Origin of the sequence: Streptococcus sp. 'caviae', from assembly GCF_001937065.1 — a bacterium.
GTDB lineage: Bacteria > Bacillota > Bacilli > Lactobacillales > Streptococcaceae > Streptococcus.
In genome coordinates this window covers 128309-150267 of the sequence record NZ_MOWR01000006.1, presented here as the reverse complement: position 1 = coordinate 150267, position 21959 = coordinate 128309, and the positions used below count along the sequence as shown (strand labels likewise).

The 21959-nt window shown below is 43.0% G+C and carries 15 protein-coding genes, 3 tRNA genes and 1 other RNA gene; 4 read left to right on the top strand and 15 right to left on the bottom strand.

Translation table 11 applies throughout. From position 1 onward, the window contains the following. Positions 1–215: 215 nt before the first annotated feature. The 3 genes from pyk to BMI76_RS07480 all read right to left on the bottom strand — a co-directional run bounded on the left by pyk (position 216) and on the right by BMI76_RS07480 (position 5982). Entirely contained in the window at positions 216–1718 is a 1503-nt protein-coding gene (pyk, locus tag BMI76_RS07490; protein ID WP_075346956.1) for a pyruvate kinase, read from the bottom strand. A gap of 63 nt (positions 1719–1781) precedes the next feature. Further along, positions 1782–2795, bottom strand: a complete 1014-nt coding sequence (pfkA, locus tag BMI76_RS07485; RefSeq protein WP_075346955.1) for a 6-phosphofructokinase — start codon at positions 2793–2795, stop codon at positions 1782–1784. Between the two features lie 82 nt (positions 2796–2877). Then, the gene (locus BMI76_RS07480; RefSeq protein ID WP_075346954.1) at positions 2878–5982 is read right to left on the bottom strand and encodes a DNA polymerase III subunit alpha; all 3105 of its coding nucleotides are present in this window, start codon (positions 5980–5982) and stop codon (positions 2878–2880) included. Between the two features lie 262 nt (positions 5983–6244). Here BMI76_RS07480 and BMI76_RS07475 point away from each other — a divergent pair, with 262 nt between their 5' ends. From BMI76_RS07475 to BMI76_RS07465, 3 genes are read left to right on the top strand one after another with little or no spacing between them, the layout of a single operon-like run. After that, entirely contained in the window at positions 6245–6616 is a 372-nt protein-coding gene (locus BMI76_RS07475) for a GntR family transcriptional regulator (RefSeq protein WP_075346953.1), read from the top strand. After that, positions 6613–7320 carry an ABC transporter ATP-binding protein gene (locus BMI76_RS07470; RefSeq protein ID WP_075346952.1) on the top strand — a complete coding sequence of 236 codons (708 nt, stop codon included), beginning with the start codon at positions 6613–6615 and terminating at the stop codon, positions 7318–7320. The genes BMI76_RS07475 and BMI76_RS07470 overlap by 4 nt, the downstream gene beginning before the upstream one ends. A gap of 9 nt (positions 7321–7329) precedes the next feature. Beyond that, positions 7330–8124 (top strand): permease, encoded by a 795-nt coding sequence (locus tag BMI76_RS07465; protein ID WP_075346951.1) that lies wholly within the window; start codon positions 7330–7332, stop codon positions 8122–8124. Positions 8125–8196: 72 nt separating this feature from the next. On the opposite strand, the gene BMI76_RS07460 is transcribed toward BMI76_RS07465, so the two are convergent. Both BMI76_RS07460 and ssrA read right to left on the bottom strand, forming a co-directional pair. Next, positions 8197–8811, bottom strand: coding sequence for a DUF3862 domain-containing protein (locus tag BMI76_RS07460; RefSeq protein ID WP_075346950.1), 615 nt, complete (start codon positions 8809–8811; stop codon positions 8197–8199). A 48-nt stretch (positions 8812–8859) separates the two neighbouring features. Then, positions 8860–9208, bottom strand: a transfer-messenger RNA (tmRNA) gene (gene ssrA / locus BMI76_RS07455). Between the two features lie 80 nt (positions 9209–9288). Between ssrA and BMI76_RS07450 the strand changes: the two genes are divergently transcribed. Further along, a complete protein-coding gene (locus tag BMI76_RS07450) occupies positions 9289–9900 on the top strand; it encodes a TVP38/TMEM64 family protein (protein ID WP_075346949.1) in 612 nt (203 codons plus the stop codon). A gap of 70 nt (positions 9901–9970) precedes the next feature. Here BMI76_RS07450 and BMI76_RS07445 read toward each other — a convergent pair. From BMI76_RS07445 to parE, 10 genes are all read right to left on the bottom strand, one after another. Next, positions 9971–10042: transfer RNA gene (locus BMI76_RS07445), tRNA-Arg, on the bottom strand. A gap of 82 nt (positions 10043–10124) precedes the next feature. Beyond that, complete coding sequence (locus tag BMI76_RS07440; protein ID WP_075346948.1) at positions 10125–12002, bottom strand: ABC transporter ATP-binding protein; 1878 nt, start codon at positions 12000–12002, stop codon at positions 10125–10127. Next, positions 11992–13740, bottom strand: coding sequence for an ABC transporter ATP-binding protein (locus tag BMI76_RS07435; protein WP_075346947.1), 1749 nt, complete (start codon positions 13738–13740; stop codon positions 11992–11994). The genes BMI76_RS07440 and BMI76_RS07435 overlap by 11 nt, the downstream gene beginning before the upstream one ends. A 196-nt stretch (positions 13741–13936) precedes the next feature. Beyond that, a complete protein-coding gene (gene rpsA / locus BMI76_RS07430) occupies positions 13937–15136 on the bottom strand; it encodes a 30S ribosomal protein S1 (RefSeq protein ID WP_003088552.1) in 1200 nt (399 codons plus the stop codon). A gap of 132 nt (positions 15137–15268) precedes the next feature. Continuing rightward, a tRNA-Gln gene (locus tag BMI76_RS07425) sits at positions 15269–15340 on the bottom strand. Positions 15341–15481: 141 nt separating this feature from the next. Further along, positions 15482–15562: transfer RNA gene (locus BMI76_RS07420), tRNA-Tyr, on the bottom strand. 59 nt (positions 15563–15621) lie between these two features. After that, positions 15622–15852: a DUF2969 domain-containing protein gene (locus tag BMI76_RS07415; RefSeq protein ID WP_075346946.1), complete on the bottom strand. Its 231-nt coding sequence runs from the start codon at positions 15850–15852 to the stop codon at positions 15622–15624. 65 nt (positions 15853–15917) lie between these two features. Continuing rightward, positions 15918–16979, bottom strand: a complete 1062-nt coding sequence (locus tag BMI76_RS07410) for a branched-chain amino acid aminotransferase (protein WP_083623700.1) — start codon at positions 16977–16979, stop codon at positions 15918–15920. 173 nt (positions 16980–17152) lie between these two features. Continuing rightward, on the bottom strand, positions 17153–19612 hold the full coding sequence (gene parC / locus BMI76_RS07405; RefSeq protein ID WP_075346944.1) for a DNA topoisomerase IV subunit A: 2460 nt from the start codon (positions 19610–19612) through the stop codon (positions 17153–17155). A gap of 322 nt (positions 19613–19934) precedes the next feature. Further along, a complete protein-coding gene (parE, locus tag BMI76_RS07395) occupies positions 19935–21884 on the bottom strand; it encodes a DNA topoisomerase IV subunit B (protein WP_075346943.1) in 1950 nt (649 codons plus the stop codon). Positions 21885–21959: the final 75 nt, after the last annotated feature.

The window sequence follows — 21959 nt, the reverse complement described above, 5'->3', positions numbered from 1 at the left end:
TGGTTATCGAAACTTTGACAACTTCAAAAAACGGATTTATCTCGCTTTGAACCTAACAAAAGAGAAGACCAATCTGGTCCTCTCTCGTTGTTCCTTATAAGTCACCCACTACAGTTGACAAGGAGCCCTTATTTTCAACCACTGCGTCAAACAGCTGATCCTGCCGAAATTAAAAGAGTTTGAGACTTCTGTCCCAAACTCGCTGTCTGTATTTCTTATTTTACGGTACGGACACGCATTGTGTTTGTTCCGCCTGAACCGACTGGCACACCAGCAACGATAACAATATTGTCACCAGATTCTACCAAACCTGATTTAAGTGCTGCTTTTTCAGCAATTTCAAACATGTCATCAGTAGATGCAGGTTTCTTAGTCAGGATTGGAATAACACCCCAGTTAATCATCAATGATTTTTGAATTTTTTCATCGAATGTCAAAGCTAAGATGTCAGTATCCGGACGGTATTTAGAGATCAAACGGGCTGTATTGCCGGATTCAGTGATGGTAACAACCAATTTAATATCCATTGATTTAGTTGCATCTTTAACAGCTGAAGCAACCACTTCTGTTTTGTTTGTACGAGGCAGATTATCTGAATTCAAACGGCCGTATTCATTAAGGAGCGTTTGAGCGTTTTTGTCAATTGTTGCCATTGTACGTACTGACTCAACCGGATATTTACCGTTAGCAGATTCTCCGGACAGCATGGTTGCATCTGTACCGTCAATAACCGCATTGAAGACATCAGATACTTCTGAACGTGTTGCACGAGGTTTGTCAGTCATGGTTTCAAGCATGTTTGTTGCTGTGATGACTGCTTTACCAGCCGCATTGACCTTAGTGATAATCATTTTTTGATAAACCGGAACCATTTCAAATGGTACTTCGATACCCATATCACCGCGGGCAATCATGATACCATCTGCAGCTTCGATAATTTCATCGATATTATCAATACCTTGTTGGTTTTCAATCTTAGCAAACAATTTAACATGCTCATTGCCAGTTTCTTTACAGATAGCACGCACTTCATTGACATCTTTAGCAGTGCGGACAAAAGAGATAGCAATAAAGTTAAGACCTTGTTCCAAACCGAAGCGAATATCTGCATTATCGCGTTCAGCAAGTGCAGGGAAAGGAATCTTTGTGTTAGGAATGTTAACACCTTTTTGCTTAGCAATGGTGCCGTCATTTTCAACAACTACTTCAAATTCACGGGTAGCAATGTCTTTAGCTGTTACAGTAAGACCAAGTTTACCATCATCAATCAAAATAGTTTGGCCGACAGCAACGTCATCGTAAATATCAAGACCGCCGGCAACATTTAAAGCAATAACGTCTTTTGTTGATTGGATACCTTGCTTAGTCGCTACGCGAAGTTTATCGCCAGTCTTGTAAGAAAATTCTTTGGAACCATCTTCAAACAATTCTGTACGCATTTCAGGTCCCTTAGTATCAAGAAGGAATCCAACCTTTTGGCGTGCCAATTCTTCGGCACGGCGTACAGTTGCCATACGCTCACCTTGCTCAGCATGGTCACCATGTGAGAAGTTGAAACGAAATACATTAGCTCCTTCAGTGATTAATTCAGCGATTTTGGCAGCTGATGCTTCAACATCAAGCTTTTCATCCCAATAACCATCTTCACCAAATCTTTTACCGCCGCGGATTTCAACAGCTGGACCTAATGTTGCAACAATTTTTACGCGTTTATTCATTTTTTATGAAACTCCCTTATTTTATGTCAATCATTGATTATTATTAAAAACTATGGCGCCGTCTTAGTGAGCTAAATCACGATTCAAGGCCGCAAAGTCAAGGCGTGCTTTGTGCGGATTATTCACAACAATTTCGCCTGCTTCTGTCAAGCTAAAGAGGGCGCCGTCTTCGGCACTTCCAAGAATTGGGTGCTCAACCAGTTTTTCATTCTGAAGACCGACAGCCAGACCGCCTTTGCCAGCTTTCAGCAATTCAACTGCATGGGCTCCCATCCATGAAGCAATGACACGGTCACGAGGAGTCGGTGCTCCACCGCGCAGAATGTGACCGAGGTTGGTCACACGAAGGTCACTGTCATCGCCTGCTTCCTTCATCTTAGCAGCAAAGGCATCACCATGCATAACACCTTCAGCAAGAACGATTAAGTGGTGGTTTTTACCCTTAGTGGCATAACCATCTTTAACTTTAGCCACAACTTCGTGAATATCGTAATCTTCTTCAGGGATAATGATTTGGTCAGCACCGGCTGCAATCCCGGACCAAAGCGCGATATCTCCGGCATTGCGTCCCATAACCTCAACAACAAAGGTACGGCCGTGGCTGAAGGACGTGTCACGAATTTTATCGAGAGCTTCCATGGCAGTGCTGACTGCAGTATCAAAACCGATAGTATAATCAGTTCCGACAATGTCGTTATCAATCGTTCCCGGAAGGCCGATAGCAGGGAAACCATGTTCGGTCAAACGCATAGCGCCGTGGTAAGAACCATCACCGCCGATAACAACGACACCTTCAATCCCATGCTTTTTCAGTTGTTCAATACCTTTTAATTGCCCTTCAAGCTTAGCAAATTCAGGATAACGTGCAGATTGGAGGAAAGTTCCTCCGCGAGAAAGGATATTTGACACACCTTTGGCGTCAAGCGGGAAAATATCACCCTCAACCATACCAGCATAGCCACGATTGATTCCGCAAACTTCCATTCCCTCAGAAATTGCTTTACGAACGACTGCACGAACAGCAGCATTCATACCAGGAGCGTCACCGCCACTGGTTAAAACAGCAATACGTTTCATTTTGCTTGATACTCCTTTATTTAAATTAACGTTATTATTATAGCACAAACCTTGGTAAAATGTTCACTTTCTTTCTTACTTTTTAGCGAAAAAGCGTTTTCAGCGCATAATTTGCCAGTTTTTCTTCCAGCTCCGGACTTTTAGCAACAAAATGACGGCTGCTTTGCAGGGTCTCTTTGCTTTCTGCATAGTGCAGCACAACCGGAATATTGCCGGGATAATCCGCCAAGATGGCAGAAACTTCCTTATCATAGGCATGATTTTGCAGTTTTATCCAAAATTTCTCCGTCAAAGCAGGTTCCAGCTGATGCAAAATCATCTGCAGGCGATGATCCCGCTCTTGAATTTTACCGGTGAAATAATAGATAGTTTTTTCAGCTAGAAGCTGTCTGTATTTTTGATAGACTTCGGGAAAAAGGGTAATATCAAGCTTTTTCTTAGTGTCGGTCACACTGAGAAAAGCCATCTGCTCTCCTTTTGACTTGGTCCGAATGACCTTTATTGCATCAATTTGCGCGAGCAGAGTGACCTCACTTCCTTCAACAAGATCGCTTATGCCCACCAAGTTTTTCGATGACTGCTTAGCAATTTCAACCAAGGGATGAGGGCTGATGCCTGCTCCGATAATGTCCTGTTCCATCTGATATTTTTCGGCATTGGTGTAGTCCTCTTCTTCCAGCCAGCTGTAAGAAGAATCCGCAAACAGGCTTCCCAGCTCATTGACAAAAGTAAAGAGATGTTCTAAATTCACCACAATTTTTTTGCGGTTCTTCTCAAACTGATCAAACAGACCAATTTGAACCAAGGGGCTTATGATTTCAGTCTTCTGATATTTTTCCGGCATTCTGGTTAGAAAGTCTTCTACACTTGAAAAAGGACGGTTTTCAATAATCCAATAGGCAAAATCACGCGCCAATCCCTTGATATTTTTCAGACCTAAGTATATCTGACCCCGACTTATTTTATCAGAATAGGGAATCGTATTGATTGACAAGGCTCCTATTTTAAAATCCGCTTCCAAAGCATTATCGAGGTAGTCACTGCTGGAATAATTTAACATAATATCAAAGAAGACTGCCGGATAGTGTGCCTTAAAATAAGCCATCTGGAAAGCCAGAGCTGAGTAGGCATAGGCATGACTTCTGTTAAAGCCGTAGCCTGCAAACTTAGCCATTCTGGCAAACAAGTCCTTGGCCACCTTAGGATTCCGCTCCAGCTGCTCGGCGCCTGACAAAAAGTCTTTCTCCATCTTTTGCATTTCACGTGCATTCTTTTTGGACATGGCCCGGCGCAATAAGTCGGCCTTGCCCAGTGTGAAACCTGCAAATACCTGAGCAATCTGCATGACTTGCTCCTGATACAGCATAATACCGTACGTTGACTCCAAAATAGGTGCAACTGCAGGGTCAATCAGATCTACTTTTTCCTGACCGTACTTACGCCGAATAAAGTTTTCCGTATAATCGCTGGCACCGGGGCGGTTAAGGCTGGTTGTTGCCACAACTTCTTCAAAACGGGAAGGCTTGATGCGTTTTAACAGGTTGATAGCTCCAGCAGCTTCAAATTGAAAGATGCCTTTAGTATTGCCGGCAGCAAAAAGAGCCAGCGTTTCTTTGTCCTCTAAGTCAATGGATCTGATATCGATAGCCTGACCGTATTCCTTGGCTACTTTTTCCTGCATCTTTTGAACAAAGGTTAGATTTCTGAGGCCTAAAAAGTCCATTTTCAGCAGTCCGTTAGCCTCAACAGCAGGCGCATCATACTGGGTGATCATCATTTCTTCCCCCGCCTTCAAGGGAATGTGGTCGGTTAAGTTATCATCACTCATGACGATTCCGGCGGCATGGATAGAGGTCTGACGAGGCTTGCCTTCTATTTTTCGGGCAATTTCAAACGCCCGCTGATACTCTGCCTTGCTGTTAATAATTTGGCGAAAGGCAATATTTTTTTCATAGACACTGGTCAAAGTATCGCGAAAACTGATTTTTTTAGTGATATTGCTGAGCTCATACTCCGTTGCACCAAAACGCTTAAAGACATCTCGAATAGCCTGTCTGGCTCCAAAGGTTGAAAAGGTAACAATTTGGGCAGAATGGTTTGAACCATAGCGGTCACGGACATAGCGAAGAAACTCACTGCGGTAAATATCGGGCAGATCGATATCAATATCCGGCATGCTGTAGCGCTCTTCATTGAGGAAACGCTCGAAAAGCAGATTGTTTTTCACAGGATCAATGCCGGTAATATCCAGAGCAAAAGCTACCAGACTTCCCGCTGCGGAACCGCGTCCCATACCCATATAATAGTTTTGGGAGCGGCCAAAGCGCAGCAAATCCCAGACAATCAAAAAATAATCATCAAAGCCCATCTTATGAATGACATTCAATTCGGCTGCTAAGCGCTCCTGATAGTTACTGCCTACAAGATTTTTAGACCTTAATCCCTGCTGTGCCAGCTCTTTAAGTTCCTCAACAGCCGGCTTATGGCGATTAAAACGCGGCAGTTTCAAGTCAGTATCAAATTGATAAGAAACAGAAGTTACAAGCTTTTCTAAATTCAGAAGACTCTCCGGAAAGCGTTCTGCAAAAACAGCTTCCATCTCTTTCTCAGACAATAAATATTGATTTTTTGCGATCGGCTCCACTTCCTTTAAAGGAAGGTTATCCCTGATAGCATGCAGAATCTGCAGCGTTTCTGTTTCAGCATTTTCATAATAGCGTACAGTATAAAGAGGCAGAAGTCTGTGTGTAAAAATCAGCTGCGGCGTATCCGGCCTGACACCAATATAGAAAGAGGCTGGCACGTCAATGTTCTCAATTCCTTCAAAATATGGAACAACAGCAGCAACACCCTCCATAAATTCTTCTATATCAGAAAACAGATGGTGATCCGTCATTTTTGCTGTCGAAATTTTAAGCAGGTTCTGATAGCCCGCTGTATTTTGAGCAATAAAACACATCCTTACCTGTTCATCAGACAGCACTAAATCCATCTCGAGTCCCAGCACCGGCACCAAATTTTCCTGCTGTGCCATTTTGATAAAATGAAAGGCAGCATAGAGATTGTCCCTGTCCATAATACCAATGTGCGAGTACCCCAGCTCCTTGGCTTTTCTGACATAAGACTTTAAGTCAATCAAACTATCCATAAAACTATAAACGGTTTTGGTATCTAACTGTGCAAACATGGCCTTCTCCTTAAAATCCTCTTGTCTTCTATTATACTATAAATAGCCAGAATTCTCTTCTCCTTCTTTCATGGCGTGCTGGGCTAAAGGAACTTAAGACTTGGATTTTAGTGGCGGTCACAGCCTCCTTAAAGAAGCTGACCGGCTGAAAATCTTGCTTTTTGAGCGTTGCTGCACACCTGCGAATTAACCTCTTGACATTATTTTTTTATAATTGTATTATATATATATAACACAATTACACATTTAGAAGGGAGAAAAGATGGCTTGGAAATTTGATGAAAAATCGCCTATCTATCTTCAGATTGCTAATCATATTAAAATGCAGATTATCAGTCAGGAAATAAAGCCCGGTCAGCAGCTGCCCACCGTCAGAGACTTAGCCGAAGAAGCCGGTGTTAACCCTAATACCATGCAGCGTGCTTTTACATCGCTGGAACAGGAAAATATGGTTTTTTCGGTCAGAACTTCTGGACGTTTTGTCACAGAAGATTTACAGCTGATTGAAGAGGAACGGCATAAACTGGCACAGACAGAGCTTAGAAGCTTTATTGACAAGATGACCAAATTTGGTTTTAGTAAAGATAATCTAGTAACAGTATTGGATCAATATATTAAAGGAGAGTCGCAATGACAGAACAACTGCCCCTGCTGCAACTGCATCACATTACCAAAAAATTCGGGAAGAAAACTGCCCTTGATGATATTTCTTTCAAGCTGCCAAAAGGAAAAATTATTGGCTTGCTGGGACCAAACGGAAGCGGCAAAACAACACTGATTAAACTGGCCAACGGACTTTTGCAGCCAACTGCTGGCGAAATCGTGATTAACGGTCTGAGACCCTGTCCCGAGACAAAATCAACAATCTCTTATCTTCCGGATACGAGCTATCTCGATGATAAAATGCGGGTCAGAGATATTTTGCAGCTGTTTGAGGACTTTTACAGTGACTTTGACAGGCAAAAAGCTGAGCAGCTGCTGGAAGATTTAGCCATCGGTCAGGATGAAAAATTAAAAAATCTCTCTAAGGGAAACAAAGAAAAGGTACAGCTGATTCTTGTTATGAGCCGCAAAGCACAGCTTTATATTCTGGATGAACCCATCGGTGGTGTTGACCCCGCTGCCCGTGAATATATCTTAAGGACAATCGTTAATAATTACTCAGAAGATGCTTCTGTTCTCATCTCAACACATTTGATTGCTGATGTTGAGCAAATTTTGGATGAAGTCATTTTTATCAATCAAGGAAAGATTGTTTTACAGGAAACTGTTGATGATTTACGTGAGCAATACGCGCAGTCCATCGATCAAATCTTTAGAGAACGGTTCAGAGCTTAGGAGGATACCATGTTTGGAAAATTATTGAAATATGAATTTAAATCAGTCGGAGCTTGGTTTTTCGGCTTATATGGATTAGCTATTTTTATTTCCTTAGGCCTGGGACTTTGGTTCCATCATAATATTGGACTTAACAAGGAGACTGTTGTTAATTCAAACACGCAGGATATTCTGCTCTTTGCTTTATCAAGTGCACTGGCAGCTGTCTTTATTGCTATTTTGATTGCCACCCTATTAATTATCATTCGCTGCTTTTATAATAATATTTTCGGCAGAGAAGGCTATTTGACCCTGACTTTGCCGGTGTCAACCCATAAAACGATTTTGGCTAAATTGCTGACTGCTTTTATTTGGAACGTCTGCAGCGCCATGGTTTTCATTATCAGTGTCTCCTTATTAGTCCTTCCGTCTCTTCATCGAGTACGGCCTTCTTATCTGTCAGACCTGATGAATTCCATTAAGGATGGCTTTTTCTCCTTAAAAATCATCTTGGTTGCTCTTCTTTTAATCGTAGTCATTTTTACCAGTATTTTAGAAATTTACTTTTCCATTTCTTTAGGGCAGCTGTTTCAGGATTACCGTGGTTTGCTTGCTTTTACCTTTTATTTTGTTATCAATCTTACCCGCAGTTTTTTAGCCTATCTCGCAGCTGGTGCCGGAGACGGTCTGGAGTTTCTGGTCTTAAGCAATAATTATTCAGACCATTATAATCTGATTTTAAATATTATTGTTACCGCCATCTACGGTATTATTTTCTATTTTGGAACACACTACATCATCAAAAACAAATTGAATATCCAATAAAGACAAACTGCATTTGTAAATTGTCTGGAACAAACCTAAAGGAGACTGGAACAACCAGTCTCCTTTTAGTTATTAGTTTAATCCATTTTGAGATTTGTTTTTCAAGAGATCATTTTCAAAATACAATTGAATAGCTGCTGACTCAGATTTTGTCTCTAAGCCGCTGGTCCAGACGGCCTGGATTTCTGACTTATCCGATGATACGGACTGAGAGAGAACATCAGGCTCGCCCAGCTGTTCGATGATTTGCTTGTAGCTGGCATTGGTCTGCAATTTTTGAAAATCGGACATCGAGATTTTTGCCTTGCGCTTAAAGGAAAAGTTGGTAATGGAACGTGCTACCGTGCTGTTCTGATAAAGATGAACGACGATTGCTGCACCATCTTTTTCCCAAGTATAGCTGTCCAAGGTAACATCCCCTGCCGGCTTTTTCTCATGTTTAACAGGCTCACCCAGCAGCTCTTTTAAGGCTTCCAGATTTGTCCCGCCTGTAAAAGCAGTCCGGTCATCGGAAACCTTGATCTTATTAAAGCTTAAACGAAAGTCTGCGTTCTCTGTTTTCATCAACGATGCCTGATCAGAAGGTTTCGCATTCTTTGGCTGAGACTCCTTAGTCTGACAGCCCAGCAGCAAAAGACAGCATATACCTGCCGCTCCTGCCTGCAGCAGTTTCCCTAAACATTTCATAATAGCCCAACTTTCCCTTTAACTAAAAAAACGCCTAGGCGTTTTCGTTTATGGAGCCGGTGGGAGTCGAACCCACGTCCAAACACCTGCCAACTTATTTGTCTACAACCATAGGCTATGTCTTGATTTAACTAAAGAACGATACATAGCTCAAATCTTTCCTCAGCGAGTCTGTTGTTCTCTTTTTAACCAGCCAGACAATGGTTAAACGTAGCTTGCTAATCATGAGACTTCCGCCGAAACACAAGCAATCTCGTGGAAGTCACGCAGGCTGGTTTTTAGGCAGCTACTGCGTAAGAATTTGTATTTTTTGCAGTTATATTTAACTGGCATTTTTACATCTGCCGATGAGTCGCAAAATAAGCCGCACAATGCCTGTCGAATCCGTAACGACCCCAAAGCATTATTCTGTGAAAATAGTATAGCAAAATACAGAAAAAATAGCAAAAAAATACCCTGATATGTTATCATAATAGTATGAAAATGAAATTAAGCAGACGCTACCTGATGCTCCAAAAGACTATCCAGATTTTAGGAATTTTAGCCTTAATTGCTTCTGTCATTCTAGTCATCTGGTTCTATAAATTAGGCATTTTAAATGACAGCAATGCCTTAAAAGATTTGGTTCACCGTCACAAGGTACTGGGGCCTTTAATTTTTATACTCGTTCAGATTTTCCAAATCGTTTTTCCTGTCATTCCGGGCGGCGTTACTACTGTTGCCGGATTCCTGATTTTCGATGTCTGGCTTGGTTTCATTTTAAACTATATTGGTATTATTATTGGCAGCGTCATGCTTTTTCTTCTGGTCAAGTGGTTCGGCCGAAAGTTTATTCTGCTGTTTATGAAAAGGGAAACCTTCTATAAGTACGAAGCCAAATTAGAAAGCGATACTTACGAAAAACTCTTTATTTTTTGTATGCTGTCTCCAATTTCACCGGCCGACGTTATGGTGATGATTACCGGTTTGACTGATATGACCCTCAAACGATTTACAACGATTATTATGATTGCCAAACCTTTATCCATCATTTCATACAGCTATTTTTGGATTTATGGCAGCAAACTCCTGGAACACCTTTTTAACTAAACAAAAAGTTCTGTATTCCCTTGTAGCTAAGTGCTACTCTAAGGGGTACAGAACTTTTTTTGCTGCCTTATCCACCTTGAGGGAATCGAACCCCCATCTCAAGAACCGGAATCTTACGTGATATCCATTACACTAAAGGTGGACAACACTGATAATTATACCATAGTTTTGTCGATTTGGCTGCATATTTGACAAAATTATTTTAGGGATAACTGCCAATGTTTTTAATCCAGCTCCAAGCCACCTGTATAGAGACGATAATAGGTGCCTCTTTGCTTCATCAATTCGTCATGATTGCCGCGTTCAATAATACGTCCGTGATCCATAACCATAATAACATCGGAATTCACAATGGTTGACAGGCGGTGAGCAATGACAAAGACGGTGCGTCCTTCCATCAATTTATCCATGCCGTCCTGCACCATTCTCTCTGTCCTTGAATCAATTGAGGATGTTGCTTCATCAAGAATCAACACTGGTGCATTGGCCAAGGCTGCGCGGGCAATGGCAATTAACTGACGCTGGCCGTTGGAAAGTCCGGCACCGTCACCAGTTAACATGGTATCATAGCCCTGATCCAAGTGCTGTACAAAAGAATCAACGTTGGCAATGCGTGCTGCTTCAAGGATTTCTTCGCGGCTGGCATTTTCGCGTCCATAAGCAATATTTTCAGCAATGGTGCCTGTAAACAAGTGCGTGTCCTGCAAAACAATACCGAGCGATTTGCGGAGGGCTTTTTTATCAATTAACTGAATATCAATACCGTCGTAAGTAATGGAACCCGACTGAATATCGTAGAAACGGTTGATCAGGTTGGTAATAGTTGTCTTTCCGGCACCGGTTGCTCCAACAAAGGCCACTTTTTGACCCTTGTCGGCATAAAGATTAATGTCGTGAAGAATCTGATTTTTGCCATCATATGAAAAATCAACCTGATTGAAAACAACATTTCCGACTAATTTGACCAGCTCGGCATCTCCATTAGAGCGAGGATGCTTCCAAGCCCAAAGATTAGTCGCTTTTGGCGTCTCAACCATTTGACCGTCAATGATTTCGTAATTAACCAGAGTGACTTTTCCTTCGTTGACTTCTGGCTGTTCATCCAGAAGATCAAAGATACGATCGGCACCTGCCAGAGCCATCAAAACAAAGTTTAATTGCTGGGAAACCTGAGCAATCGGTCCGGTAAATGACCGGTTTAACTGCAGGAAGGCCATGAGACCGCCGATTGTCAAGCCGCCTACACCGCCAATAGTAAAACTTCCGCCGACAATGGCTGTTAAAACAAAAGAGACATTGCCCAAATTACCAAGAATGGGCATCAAAACATTAGCATAGCCGTTAGCTCGGTAGGAAGATAAAAACAGCTGTTCATTGATTTCATTAAAGGCTTCAATGCTTTCTTCTTCATGAACAAAGGCCTTAACCACCTTTTGCCCGGCCATCATCTCTTCAATAAAGCCATTTTCAATTCCTAGATTTTTTTGCTGTTCGCCAAAATAGCGTCCTGATCGAGCTGATACCGTCTTAATAACAGCAACCATGACAGCCAGCATCACCACTACTACCAAGAAAAGCAAGGGACTGACACGAAGCATGGAAACAATCACTCCCAAAATGGTAAAAGCTGAAGATAAAAGCTGAGGAATGGACTGCTCGATAGCCTGACGCAGGGTATCAATATCATTGGTGTACACTGACATAATGTCCCCGTGCTGGTGCGTATCAAAATATTTGACCGGCAGAGTTTGCATACGGGCAAATAATTGGTCGCGCAGCGAACGGAGAGTATCCTGCGATACGGTTGCCATAATCAAAGAAAAACTATAGTTGGCAATAACACCGACAATACAGAAGGCTCCAACACCAGTCAAAAAGTGCAAGAGAGGCATGAAATCATGGCTGCCGCTCTTAACCATCGGTGTGATGTAATCATCAACCAGAGACTGGATAGATGCTGTTAAATTAACAGTCGCCAAAGAAGCAATGATGATCAAAACAAAGGAAATAATCAGCTGAAGCTTATATTCTCTCCACATGAAGGCTAAAAGACGTCCGATAGAGGCCCAGTTATTTTTTTTCCTAAATCCCTTATTTGTCATCTTCTTCACCTCCCTTTCCTTGTGTTTGTGTTTCATACACTTCACGGTAAATAGCGTTTGACATCAGCAAGTCTTCATGGCTTCCAATAGCATCTACCTTACCATCATTTAGGACAACAATGCGATCAGCATCCTGAATAGATGAAATACGCTGGCCAATGATAATCTTCGTCGTATCCTTTAAACTAGCTGCCAAACCTTGCCTGATTAAAGCGTCTGTCTTGGTATCGACCGCCGATGTCGAATCATCCAAAATTAAAATTTTAGGATTCATCAAGAGAGCGCGGGCAATACATAGACGCTGCCGCTGTCCGCCCGATACATTAGCACCGCCACGCTCAATCATGGTATCATAGCCGTCCTTAAAGGTAGAAATAAATTCGTCGGCTTGGGCAATTTTACAGGCAGCAATGATTTCTTCATCGGTAGCCTCTTTGTTCCCCCAGCGCATATTCTCTTTGATCGTTCCTGAGAATAAGACATTGGTTTGCAGCACCATGGACACTTGTTTGCGAAGATGATCCAAATCGTATTCGCGGACATCCACTCCGCCTACTTTAACAGCTCCTGATTCAACATCATATAAACGGGCAATCAGCTGTACCAGACTTGATTTCCCAGAACCCGTACCGCCAAGAATACCAATAACCTCACCCGAGCCAATGGTAAAATTGATGTCGCTTAGGACATGGGTCTTGTCTCCGTCTTCATCCGTATAGGAGAAATTAACATGATCAAAGACAATGGAGCCATCTTTTACTTCCGTCTGACCGTTTTCTGGGGAAATGATTGTCGCATCTGCGGTCAGAACCTGATTAATACGCTCCACAGACGCCGTTGAAATAGACAAGAGCACAAAAATCATGGTAAACATCATGAGGGACATCAAGATGGTCATGGTATAGGTGAACATGGCTGTTAAATCACCTGTTGTCAATTCGTTAGAAACAATCAAGTGAGCGCCTAACCAGGAAATCATCAAGAAGGAAGTATACATTGACAGCATCATAGCAGGGTTATTGAGGGTAACCAAACGAATAGCTTTCATAAACATATTGTAAATCATGCGGGAAGCCTTTTTAAATTTGACGGTCTCTTCTTCCTCTTTAACATAGGATTTGACCACACGCATATTCGTGATATTTTCCTGCACACTGTTATTTAAATGGTCGTATTCTTTGAAGACCTTTTTAAAGATTGGAAATACCGTACGCATGACCAAGGTTAAAACCAGAGCAAGGAAAATCGCCACATAAACAAAGATCATGGCCATTTTAGCATTAATCAAAAAAGTTGCACAAATGGCAAAAATCAAATTCAAGGGCGCACGGACACAGACACGGATAATCATTTGGTATGAATTCTGAATATTGGTAACATCAGTCATCATCCGCGTAACCAAGCCGCCGGCCGAAAACTGATCGATATTTTCAAATGAAAATGTCTGCACCTTGCTAAACAAGGCCTTGCGCAGATTTTTAGCAAAACCGGCAGATGCTTTGGCTCCATATTTGGCAGACTGAATTCCGCAAAATAAAGACAAAAAAGCGCAGAGCAGCATCAAAGAGCCAAACTTAAGAATATTGCCCATATTTGATGCTTTAACGCCGTCATTGAGCAGATAGGCCATGACAAAAGGGATAGAAATTTCAAAAATAACTTCAAAGGCCATAAAGGCGGAAGCTAAAATTGAAGGCTTTTTATAATCCTTAATCTCAGCAATAAGAGATTTAAACATACATCCTCCTCTAATGAAAAGATTTAGTCTATAGCAGGAAGCTAAACAACTTAAATTAAACAGAAAAACAAACCCATTCCCCATCTATTTCAGATAAACCATCAGTCAAACAGGAATGAATCAGTATCTTACCTGATAAAAGCATAAAAGCAACCCCTGATCAAATGACCTAGGGGTTGACGCATTTTTTCGTTTTTTACAACTCAATATCACCAAACAAGTCAGCCATTGAGAATCCGGTTTGTGTTTCTGGAAGCTCATAGTCTTGTTTTTCCTGACGTTTTGGACGGCGAGGACGTGACTGACGTTTTTCTCCGCTGTTTTCATCCTGAGCCGGACGCTCTTCAAGAGCTTTGATGGAGAGCGATACACGTTCATCAGCTGTATTAACATCAAGAACTTTGACCGTTACATCTTGACCGACTGAAAGAACATCTTTTGGATTTTCAACACGTTTGTGTGAAATTTGTGAAATGTGAACCAAACCATCAATACCCGGAAGAACTTCAACAAAAGCACCGAAGTCTGTCAAACGTTTTACCTTGCCTTCGATAACATCGCCGGCAGCAAGTTTTTGTTCAACACCATCCCATGGTCCGGGAGTAGTCGCCTTAAGAGAAAGTGACACACGGCCTGCTTCTTCATCGATGGCAAGAACTTTAACCTGAATTTCTTCACCAACTGTTACAACTGATTTTGGTGATACATTGCGTTCATGTGATAATTCAGTAACGTGTACCAAACCGTCAACTCCGCCAAGGTCAATGAAAGCACCAAAGCTTGTCAAGCGAGCAACAGTACCGGTAACAATATCGCCAACAGCAAGTTTTGAGAAGACTTCTTTACGAGCTTCTTCTGCTGCTGCCTCAACAACATCACGGCGTGAAAGGATGAAGCGATTTTCTGCAGGATCAACCTCTTTGATCTTAGCTTCAAACTCTTGACCGACAAATTTTTCTGTATTGCGTACGAAACGCGTATCAATCATTGATGCTGGAATAAAACCGCGCAATCCTTCAAACTCAACTGAAAGTCCGCCTTTAACAGCACGAGTTCCCTTGACAGTCACAACTTCGCCTTCGCGGCCAACAAGTTTATCCCAAGCTTTGCGAGCTTCTAGGCGTTTTTTAGAGACAAGGAAAGTCACTGTATCTGTATCTTTTCCGACAACCTGACGAAGAACAAGCACTTCAACTTTATCGCCTGCTTTCACTAAATCGTTAATATCAGCATTGCGATCATTAGTCAGTTCACGAAGTGTCAATACAGCTTCAACACCTGTTCCATCAATAACAAGGTTTGCTTGTTCACCATCTACAGTTAAAACTTCTGCAGTAACAACATCACCTGGATTTACTTCACTAACACTGTTGAGCAAATCTTCAAATTCATTCATTCTAAAAAAACCTCCGACAAGAAATAAGATATCTTATCTCTTGATAACAATATATTTTCACAAGGTAACCCGCAAGGACAAACAACAAGGCGCATATCTCTGACGGCCTTAGACTTGGTCTAATACCTCTGACTGGGGTAGCTGGATTCGAACCAGCGCATGAGGGAGTCAAAGTCCCTTGCCTTACCGCTTGGCTATACCCCAAGGATTGATGGTTAAGATAACAATAGTGCAATTGAACACGAGCTAAGCGCTGGGTCAAAAAGATAAGCCGATTAGAAAATCAGGATTTTCTATCGCCTTCCTATTTTGACTGGGCGCTTTACGCTCTTTGTATCTTAACAATGGAAGGGGAGGGATTCGAACCCCCGAACCCGAAGGAGCGGATTTACAGTCCGCCGCGTTTAGCCTCTTCGCTACCCTTCCAGTGACAACTAAAGATTAGTTTATCATAATCTCATGTCAAAATCAAGCCCTTTCTTAGTTTAGTTATTCAAATTATAGGCCTCAATAACAGCTTCTACAGCGGCTTCTAAATTTTTATGAAAATCTACAACGTCACCATTTTTAACAGCTGCATACTTTTCATCAATTTCAGCGATTTGCCCGATAACTTTTTTGCCGATTGTCAGCTGATAGCCTGACAGCTGGGCGCCGTTCACTTCAACCTGAGCATCACTGATTTGGATTTCGATTTTCTTATCTTTTTTACGCATAATTTACCTCTCAAATATTTTACACAAAAAAAGAAAAGCTTGCAAGAGCAAGCAAATTTTTCTTTTTAGTCATTGACCTTGTAAATCCATCCTTCCGGCGCTTCAACATCGCCGAACTGAATACCTGTCAATTCATCATAAAGTTTACGCGTCACAGGTCCTACTTCTGTTTCACTGTAGAAAACATGGAAATCATCGCCGTGCTGAACACCGCCGATTGGTGAGATAACAGCTGCTGTACCGCAGGCACCGGCTTCAACAAATTTATCCAAGTCATCAATTCTGACATCACCTTCAATAGCTTTCATACCGAAGCGTTCCTTAGCCAGATAAAGAAGGGAATATTTAGTGATTGATGGCAGGATAGACGGGCTGAGTGGGGTGATAAATTCATTATCTTTTGTAATACCAAAGAAGTTTGCTGAGCCCACTTCTTCAATTTTAGTATGAGTGGCTGGATCAAGGTAGATAACATCTGAGAATTTGTGATCCTGAGCAACCTTGCCCGGCAAGAGACTGGCTGCGTAGTTCCCGCCAACCTTGGCTGCACCCGTTCCATGAGGAGCTGCACGGTCGTAATCATCCTGAATCAAGAAATTAGTCGGTGCTAAACCGCCCTTGAAATAGTTGCCAACCGGCATTGCAAAAACTGTAAAAATGTATTCATTTGCCGGATGAACACCGATAACATCACCTACACCAATCAGCAATGGACGCAGATAAAGTGTGGCCCCTGTACCATATGGCGGTACATAGTCATCATTAGCGCGAACTACCTGCTTAACAGCGTCAACAAATTTATCAGTTGGTACCTGAGGCATTAAGAGGCGGTCTGCTGTCCGCTGCAAACGCTCAGCATTCATATTAGGACGGAACAATTGTACAGAACCGTCTTTGGTGCGATAGGCTTTGAGTCCTTCGAAGGCTTGCTGGCCATAGTGAAGAGCCGGTGAGCTCTCTGAAATATGAAGAGTGGCATCTTCTGTCAGCTTACCTTCGTCCCACTTGCCATCTTTATAATAAGAGATGTAACGAAATGGAAGTTTGTGATATTCAAATCCAAGGTTTTCCCAGTCTAAATCTACTGTCATATTAAAATCCTCTTTCTTCCTTTTTTCTTTTTCTATTGTACGCTTTTCCTTAAAATTTTCAAGTGTTTTTTCGTAAAATTCTGAAAATTTCTTTTAAAAACAGAAGAGAGGCTGCTTAGCTCTCTTCTTGGATAATTATTAACATTCTGCTTAACCAAGTGTAAAACAGTTAGTTCTTGCTGCTTGATTAAATAATCCCGTCTTAAAACTTATTTTATTCTGGCAGAAAGGACACCTTCATCTGAAATCGTATCTGAAATGAAGCTGCCGTTGCTGGTGCGTTCAGACAGAGACAGCTCAGCCAGATTAACGTCATAGGCCGCCAAAGTCTGGGATTTAACCTCGAGAATTTCTTTTTGTCCGCTGCTAGGATCTGCTGTTGTAAACAGGTCCAGCTCTTCGGCTTCTGCTTCTGAGAACACCGGTCCGGCCGCAAAGACACGATGCGGCTTACTCTTAAGTTCACGCAGCACCTGCAGACCTCTTTTAGCCCGGCTGGTAACCGGAATAAGACTGATGGCCATCCTTTTTAAGCTGCCTCGCTGGGTCAGGATATAAATGCTGTCCGTATTAGCGATAAAGGCACTGGCCAAATAATCGCCATCTTTGAGATTAACGGCCTTGACACCTGCGGCTTTAGGCCCTACAATTGGTACTTCTTCAATGTTGAAGCGCAGAGCGTAGCCCTTGCCGGTAACCAGCATGACATCATCTAGCGTGATTGGAGAGACGGCAGCAATCCGGTCATCTTCACTCTTTAATTTGGCGTACTTGACTGATTTTGTTTTATAGCTGCGCCACGGCGCCAAATCCTTGCGTTCGAAACGCTTGATTTGCCCCAGACGGGTAGCAGCATAGTAAGTCCCTTCTTCGAAATGATCGACTAAGTCAACGTAGAGAATCTCTTCATCCGTCGCAAAATTAGTAACAGTCTGACTGAGATGTTCGCCGATTTCCTTCCAGCGAATATCAGCCAGTTCATGAACAGGCCGATAGATGACATTGCCCAAGTTAGTGAACAAAAGCAAATTTTGAGTTGTCTTAGCATTCCTAATAAAGACGGCTTCGTCATCGTCGCGTTTGCCTAACTCTTCAACTGTTGAAGCATTGAAAGAACGCGGACTGGTGCGCTTGATATAGCCGCCGCGAGTAACACTGATAAAGGTTTCTTCCTCAACGATAAGACTGGCTGTATCAATTTCAATAGCCTGTGCCTTATCCTGCAGTTCTGTCAAACGCGGGCTGGCAAATTTCTTTTTAACCTCACGCAGCTCACGCTTCATGACATTGTACATGGTGCGTTCATCACCGATGATAGCAGATAAGGTGGTGATTTGTTCACGCAGTGCTGCATCTTCTTCTTCCAAGGTAACAATATCGGTATTGGTTAAGCGGTAAAGCTGCAGGGTGACAATGGCTTCGGCCTGCTCCTCGGTAAAATCGTAACTGACTTTGAGGTTTTCCTTGGCATCAGCCTTATTCTCAGATGCACGGATAAGAGCAATAACCTCATCCAAGATAGACAGGACCCTGATAAGTCCCTCAACGATGTGCAGGCGCTTTTCCGCCTTTTCCTTGTCAAATTTAGACCGCGCCACAATAATATTTTTACGGTGAGCGATGTAGCTGGACAGCATTGGAACAATACCGACCTGACGCGGTGTATAGTTGTCAATAGCCACCATGTTAAAGCTGTAATTGATCTGCAAATCCGTATATTTGAAGAGGTAATTCAAAATGGTCTCTTCATCGGCATCTTTTTTGAGCTCAATGGCAATCCGCAGACCGTCACGGTCAGACTCATCGCGCACTTCGGCAATGCCGGGAACCTTATTGTTGATGCGGACATCGTCAATCTTTTTGACCAGAACAGCCTTGTTAACCTCATAAGGGATTTCCGTTACAACAATCTGTTTTTTACCGCCCTTGAGGCTCTCGACCTCCGTCCGCGAGCGGACAGCTACACGTCCTTTGCCGGTTTCGTAAGCTTTGCGGATTTCGTCTTTGCCCTGAATGATAGCTCCTGTCGGAAAATCCGGCCCGGGCAGGAATTCCATGAGCTTATCCAGTTTGGCCTTGGGATGGTCAATCATGTAGACGACAGCATCAATAACCTCAGCTAAATTATGCGGCGGAATATCTGTCGCATAACCCGCTGAAATGCCTGTTGCTCCATTGACGAGGAGATTGGGAAAAGCCGCCGGCAGTACGGTCGGTTCTTTCTCGGTATCGTCAAAGTTCCAGGCCCACGGCACGGTGTTTTTGTCAATATCCTGAAGCAGATAACCTGCAATTTCAGACAGACGGGCCTCGGTATAACGCATGGCAGCGGCCGGATCGCCGTCCATGGAACCGTTGTTGCCGTGCATTTCAATCAGAGTCTCACGGTTTTTCCAGTCCTGGCTCATCCGCACCATAGCATCGTAAATCGAGCTGTCGCCATGCGGGTGAAAGTTACCCATGACATTACCGACAGACTTGGCAGACTTACGAAAGCCCTTATCATGCGTATTGCCATCTTTATTCATGGAATACAGAATACGGCGCTGAACAGGCTTCAGCCCATCACGAATATCAGGCAGCGCCCGTTCCTGAATGATGTATTTGGAGTAGCGGCCAAAGCGCTCTCCCATGATGTCCTCGAGGGACATGTTTTGAATATTAGACATAATCGTTGTCCTTACAAAATTTTTAAGTTTTCTTTTTAATAATTGCTTTGGGTGATGCGGACGCCAGCAAACCTATGGTTTCATGGCTAAAAATGGAGCCCAAAGTCTCCACTTTTATTTTCCCTCCTACGACGCTCGAAAATGAAATCGATGATATTTCCTTTTCAAGCTGGTATAGGTATTGATGATTCGATAAAATTACGACGGTCAATTTAAAAAATCGATCATATTTTTTGAATTGACCTAGTGAGGGGCTTAGCAACAGGCCATAGTCTGTTGCGTTTTGAAAATAGATGCTTTAGCATCATTTTCAAATAGCCAATCAAAACACCGTACTCTCTTCCAAAGTAAACTTGACATTATCCTCGATCCACTTGCGGCGGGGTTCGACCTTGTCGCCCATGAGAACGGAGACGCGGCGTTCGGCACGCGCCAAATCTTCAATGGTGACGCGGATAAGGGTGCGGCTGTCCGGGTTCATGGTGGTTTCCCAGAGCTGGTCGGCATTCATTTCACCCAGACCTTTGTAGCGCTGGAGGACAGCGCCCTTGCCGAATTTCCTGCGCAGGTCTTCCAGCTCTTGGTCAGTCCACGCGTATTCTACTACTTCTTTAGCGCCCCTGCCTTTAGACATCTTGTAGAGCGGCGGCAGAGCAATATAGACATGGCCCGTTTCAACCAAAGGCCGCATATAGCGGTAAAAGAAGGTTAAAAGCAAGGTTTGGATATGGGCACCGTCTGTATCAGCATCGGTCATAATAATGATTTTATCATAATTGGAATCTTCAACCTTGAAATCTGCCCCGACGCCGGCACCAATGGTATAAATCATGGTGTTGATTTCTTCATTCTTGATAATATCTGCCATCTTGGCTTTGGCGGTATTGAGCACTTTCCCGCGCAGAGGCAAAATAGCCTGAAACTTCCGATCCCGTCCTTGTTTGGCTGACCCGCCGGCAGAATCCCCTTCGACCAGATACAGTTCATTTTTCTTGGGATTCTTGGACTGAGCAGGAGTTAATTTCCCTGACAGCAGCCCCTTGTCTTTTTTATTTTTCTTGCCATTGCGGCTTTCATCTCTGGCTTTGCGGGCAGCTTCTCTGGCATCTCTGGCCTTAATGGCCTTACGGACAAGATTGGAAGCCAGCTCGCCATTTTCCATGAGGAAGAAGGTCAGCTTATCAGAAACCAAGCTGTCAACAATGGGACGAGCCAAAGGACTGCCTAATTTGTCCTTGGTCTGTCCTTCAAACTGCAGATGCTCTTCCGGAACCAAAATGGACAGAACCGCAGACAGGCCTTCACGGTAGTCAGAACCTTCTAAGTTTTTATCTTTTTCTTTCAGTAGACCGGTCTTTCTGGCGTAATCATTCATGGCCTTGGTAATGGCAGATTTCAAGCCCGTTTCATGAGTCCCCCCGTCCTTGGTCCGGACGTTATTGACAAAAGAAAGGATGTTATCTGAAAAACCATCATTATACTGCAGAGCAACTTCTACCTGAAAATCGGACTCTTCGCCCTCAAAGTAAATGACCGGTGTCAGTGTTTCCTTGTCTTCATTGAGATACTCAACAAAGTCCTGAACACCATTTTCATAATGAAACTCCGCATGCAGGGCTTCTTCCGGCCGCTCGTCGGTCAATGTCAGCGTCACATTTTTGAGCAGGAAAGCCGATTCATTAAGACGCTCGGCAATCGTATTATAAATAAAATCAGTCGTTGAAAAGATGCCTGCATCCGGCATAAAGGTGACTTTGGTGCCGCTTTTAGATTTTGGCGCTGTTCCAATCTTTTTCAAGGTTGTTGCCGGTTTGCCGCCGTTTTCAAAACGCTGCTTATAGACAGCACCGTCACGTGTAATTTCAACTTCTAACCAGCTAGATAAGGCATTAACAACTGATGAGCCGACACCGTGCAGACCGCCGGATGTCTTGTAGCCGCCCTGACCAAATTTACCGCCCGCATGGAGGACTGTAAAAATGACTTCCACGGTAGGAATTCCCATGGCATGCATTCCTGTCGGCATCCCGCGGCCGCTGTCAGCAACTGACAGCGAACCATCTTTATTAATAGTCACATCAATACGCTCACCAAACCCTGACAAGGCTTCATCGACTGCATTGTCAACAATTTCCCATACCAAGTGGTGCAAGCCCGTACCGTCGGTTGAGCCGATGTACATTCCCGGCCGCTTACGGACAGCATCTAACCCTTCTAATACCTGAATGGCATCATCATTGTAATTAGTGATTGTAATTTCTTTTTTAGCCAAAACTGACCTCCGATTATTTCATCTTTTTTATCTTACAAGTTTTTTGGAAATTTTGCAAAGTTATTTTTGAAAATC

What these genes read in the sequence shown, in the direction of transcription:
- pyk (WP_075346956.1), bottom strand. Translation starts at nt 1,718, where the DNA reads ATGAATAAACGCGTAAAAATTGTTGCAACATTAGGTCCAGCTGTTGAA.
- pfkA (WP_075346955.1), bottom strand. Translation starts at nt 2,795, where the DNA reads ATGAAACGTATTGCTGTTTTAACCAGTGGCGGTGACGCTCCTGGTATG.
- BMI76_RS07480 (WP_075346954.1), bottom strand. Translation starts at nt 5,982, where the DNA reads ATGTTTGCACAGTTAGATACCAAAACCGTTTATAGTTTTATGGATAGT.
- BMI76_RS07475 (WP_075346953.1), top strand. Translation starts at nt 6,245, where the DNA reads ATGGCTTGGAAATTTGATGAAAAATCGCCTATCTATCTTCAGATTGCT.
- BMI76_RS07470 (WP_075346952.1), top strand. Translation starts at nt 6,613, where the DNA reads ATGACAGAACAACTGCCCCTGCTGCAACTGCATCACATTACCAAAAAA.
- BMI76_RS07465 (WP_075346951.1), top strand. Translation starts at nt 7,330, where the DNA reads ATGTTTGGAAAATTATTGAAATATGAATTTAAATCAGTCGGAGCTTGG.
- BMI76_RS07460 (WP_075346950.1), bottom strand. Translation starts at nt 8,811, where the DNA reads ATGAAATGTTTAGGGAAACTGCTGCAGGCAGGAGCGGCAGGTATATGC.
- BMI76_RS07450 (WP_075346949.1), top strand. Translation starts at nt 9,289, where the DNA reads ATGAAAATGAAATTAAGCAGACGCTACCTGATGCTCCAAAAGACTATC.
- BMI76_RS07440 (WP_075346948.1), bottom strand. Translation starts at nt 12,002, where the DNA reads ATGACAAATAAGGGATTTAGGAAAAAAAATAACTGGGCCTCTATCGGA.
- BMI76_RS07435 (WP_075346947.1), bottom strand. Translation starts at nt 13,740, where the DNA reads ATGTTTAAATCTCTTATTGCTGAGATTAAGGATTATAAAAAGCCTTCA.
- rpsA (WP_003088552.1), bottom strand. Translation starts at nt 15,136, where the DNA reads ATGAATGAATTTGAAGATTTGCTCAACAGTGTTAGTGAAGTAAATCCA.
- BMI76_RS07415 (WP_075346946.1), bottom strand. Translation starts at nt 15,852, where the DNA reads ATGCGTAAAAAAGATAAGAAAATCGAAATCCAAATCAGTGATGCTCAG.
- parC (WP_075346944.1), bottom strand. Translation starts at nt 19,612, where the DNA reads ATGTCTAATATTCAAAACATGTCCCTCGAGGACATCATGGGAGAGCGC.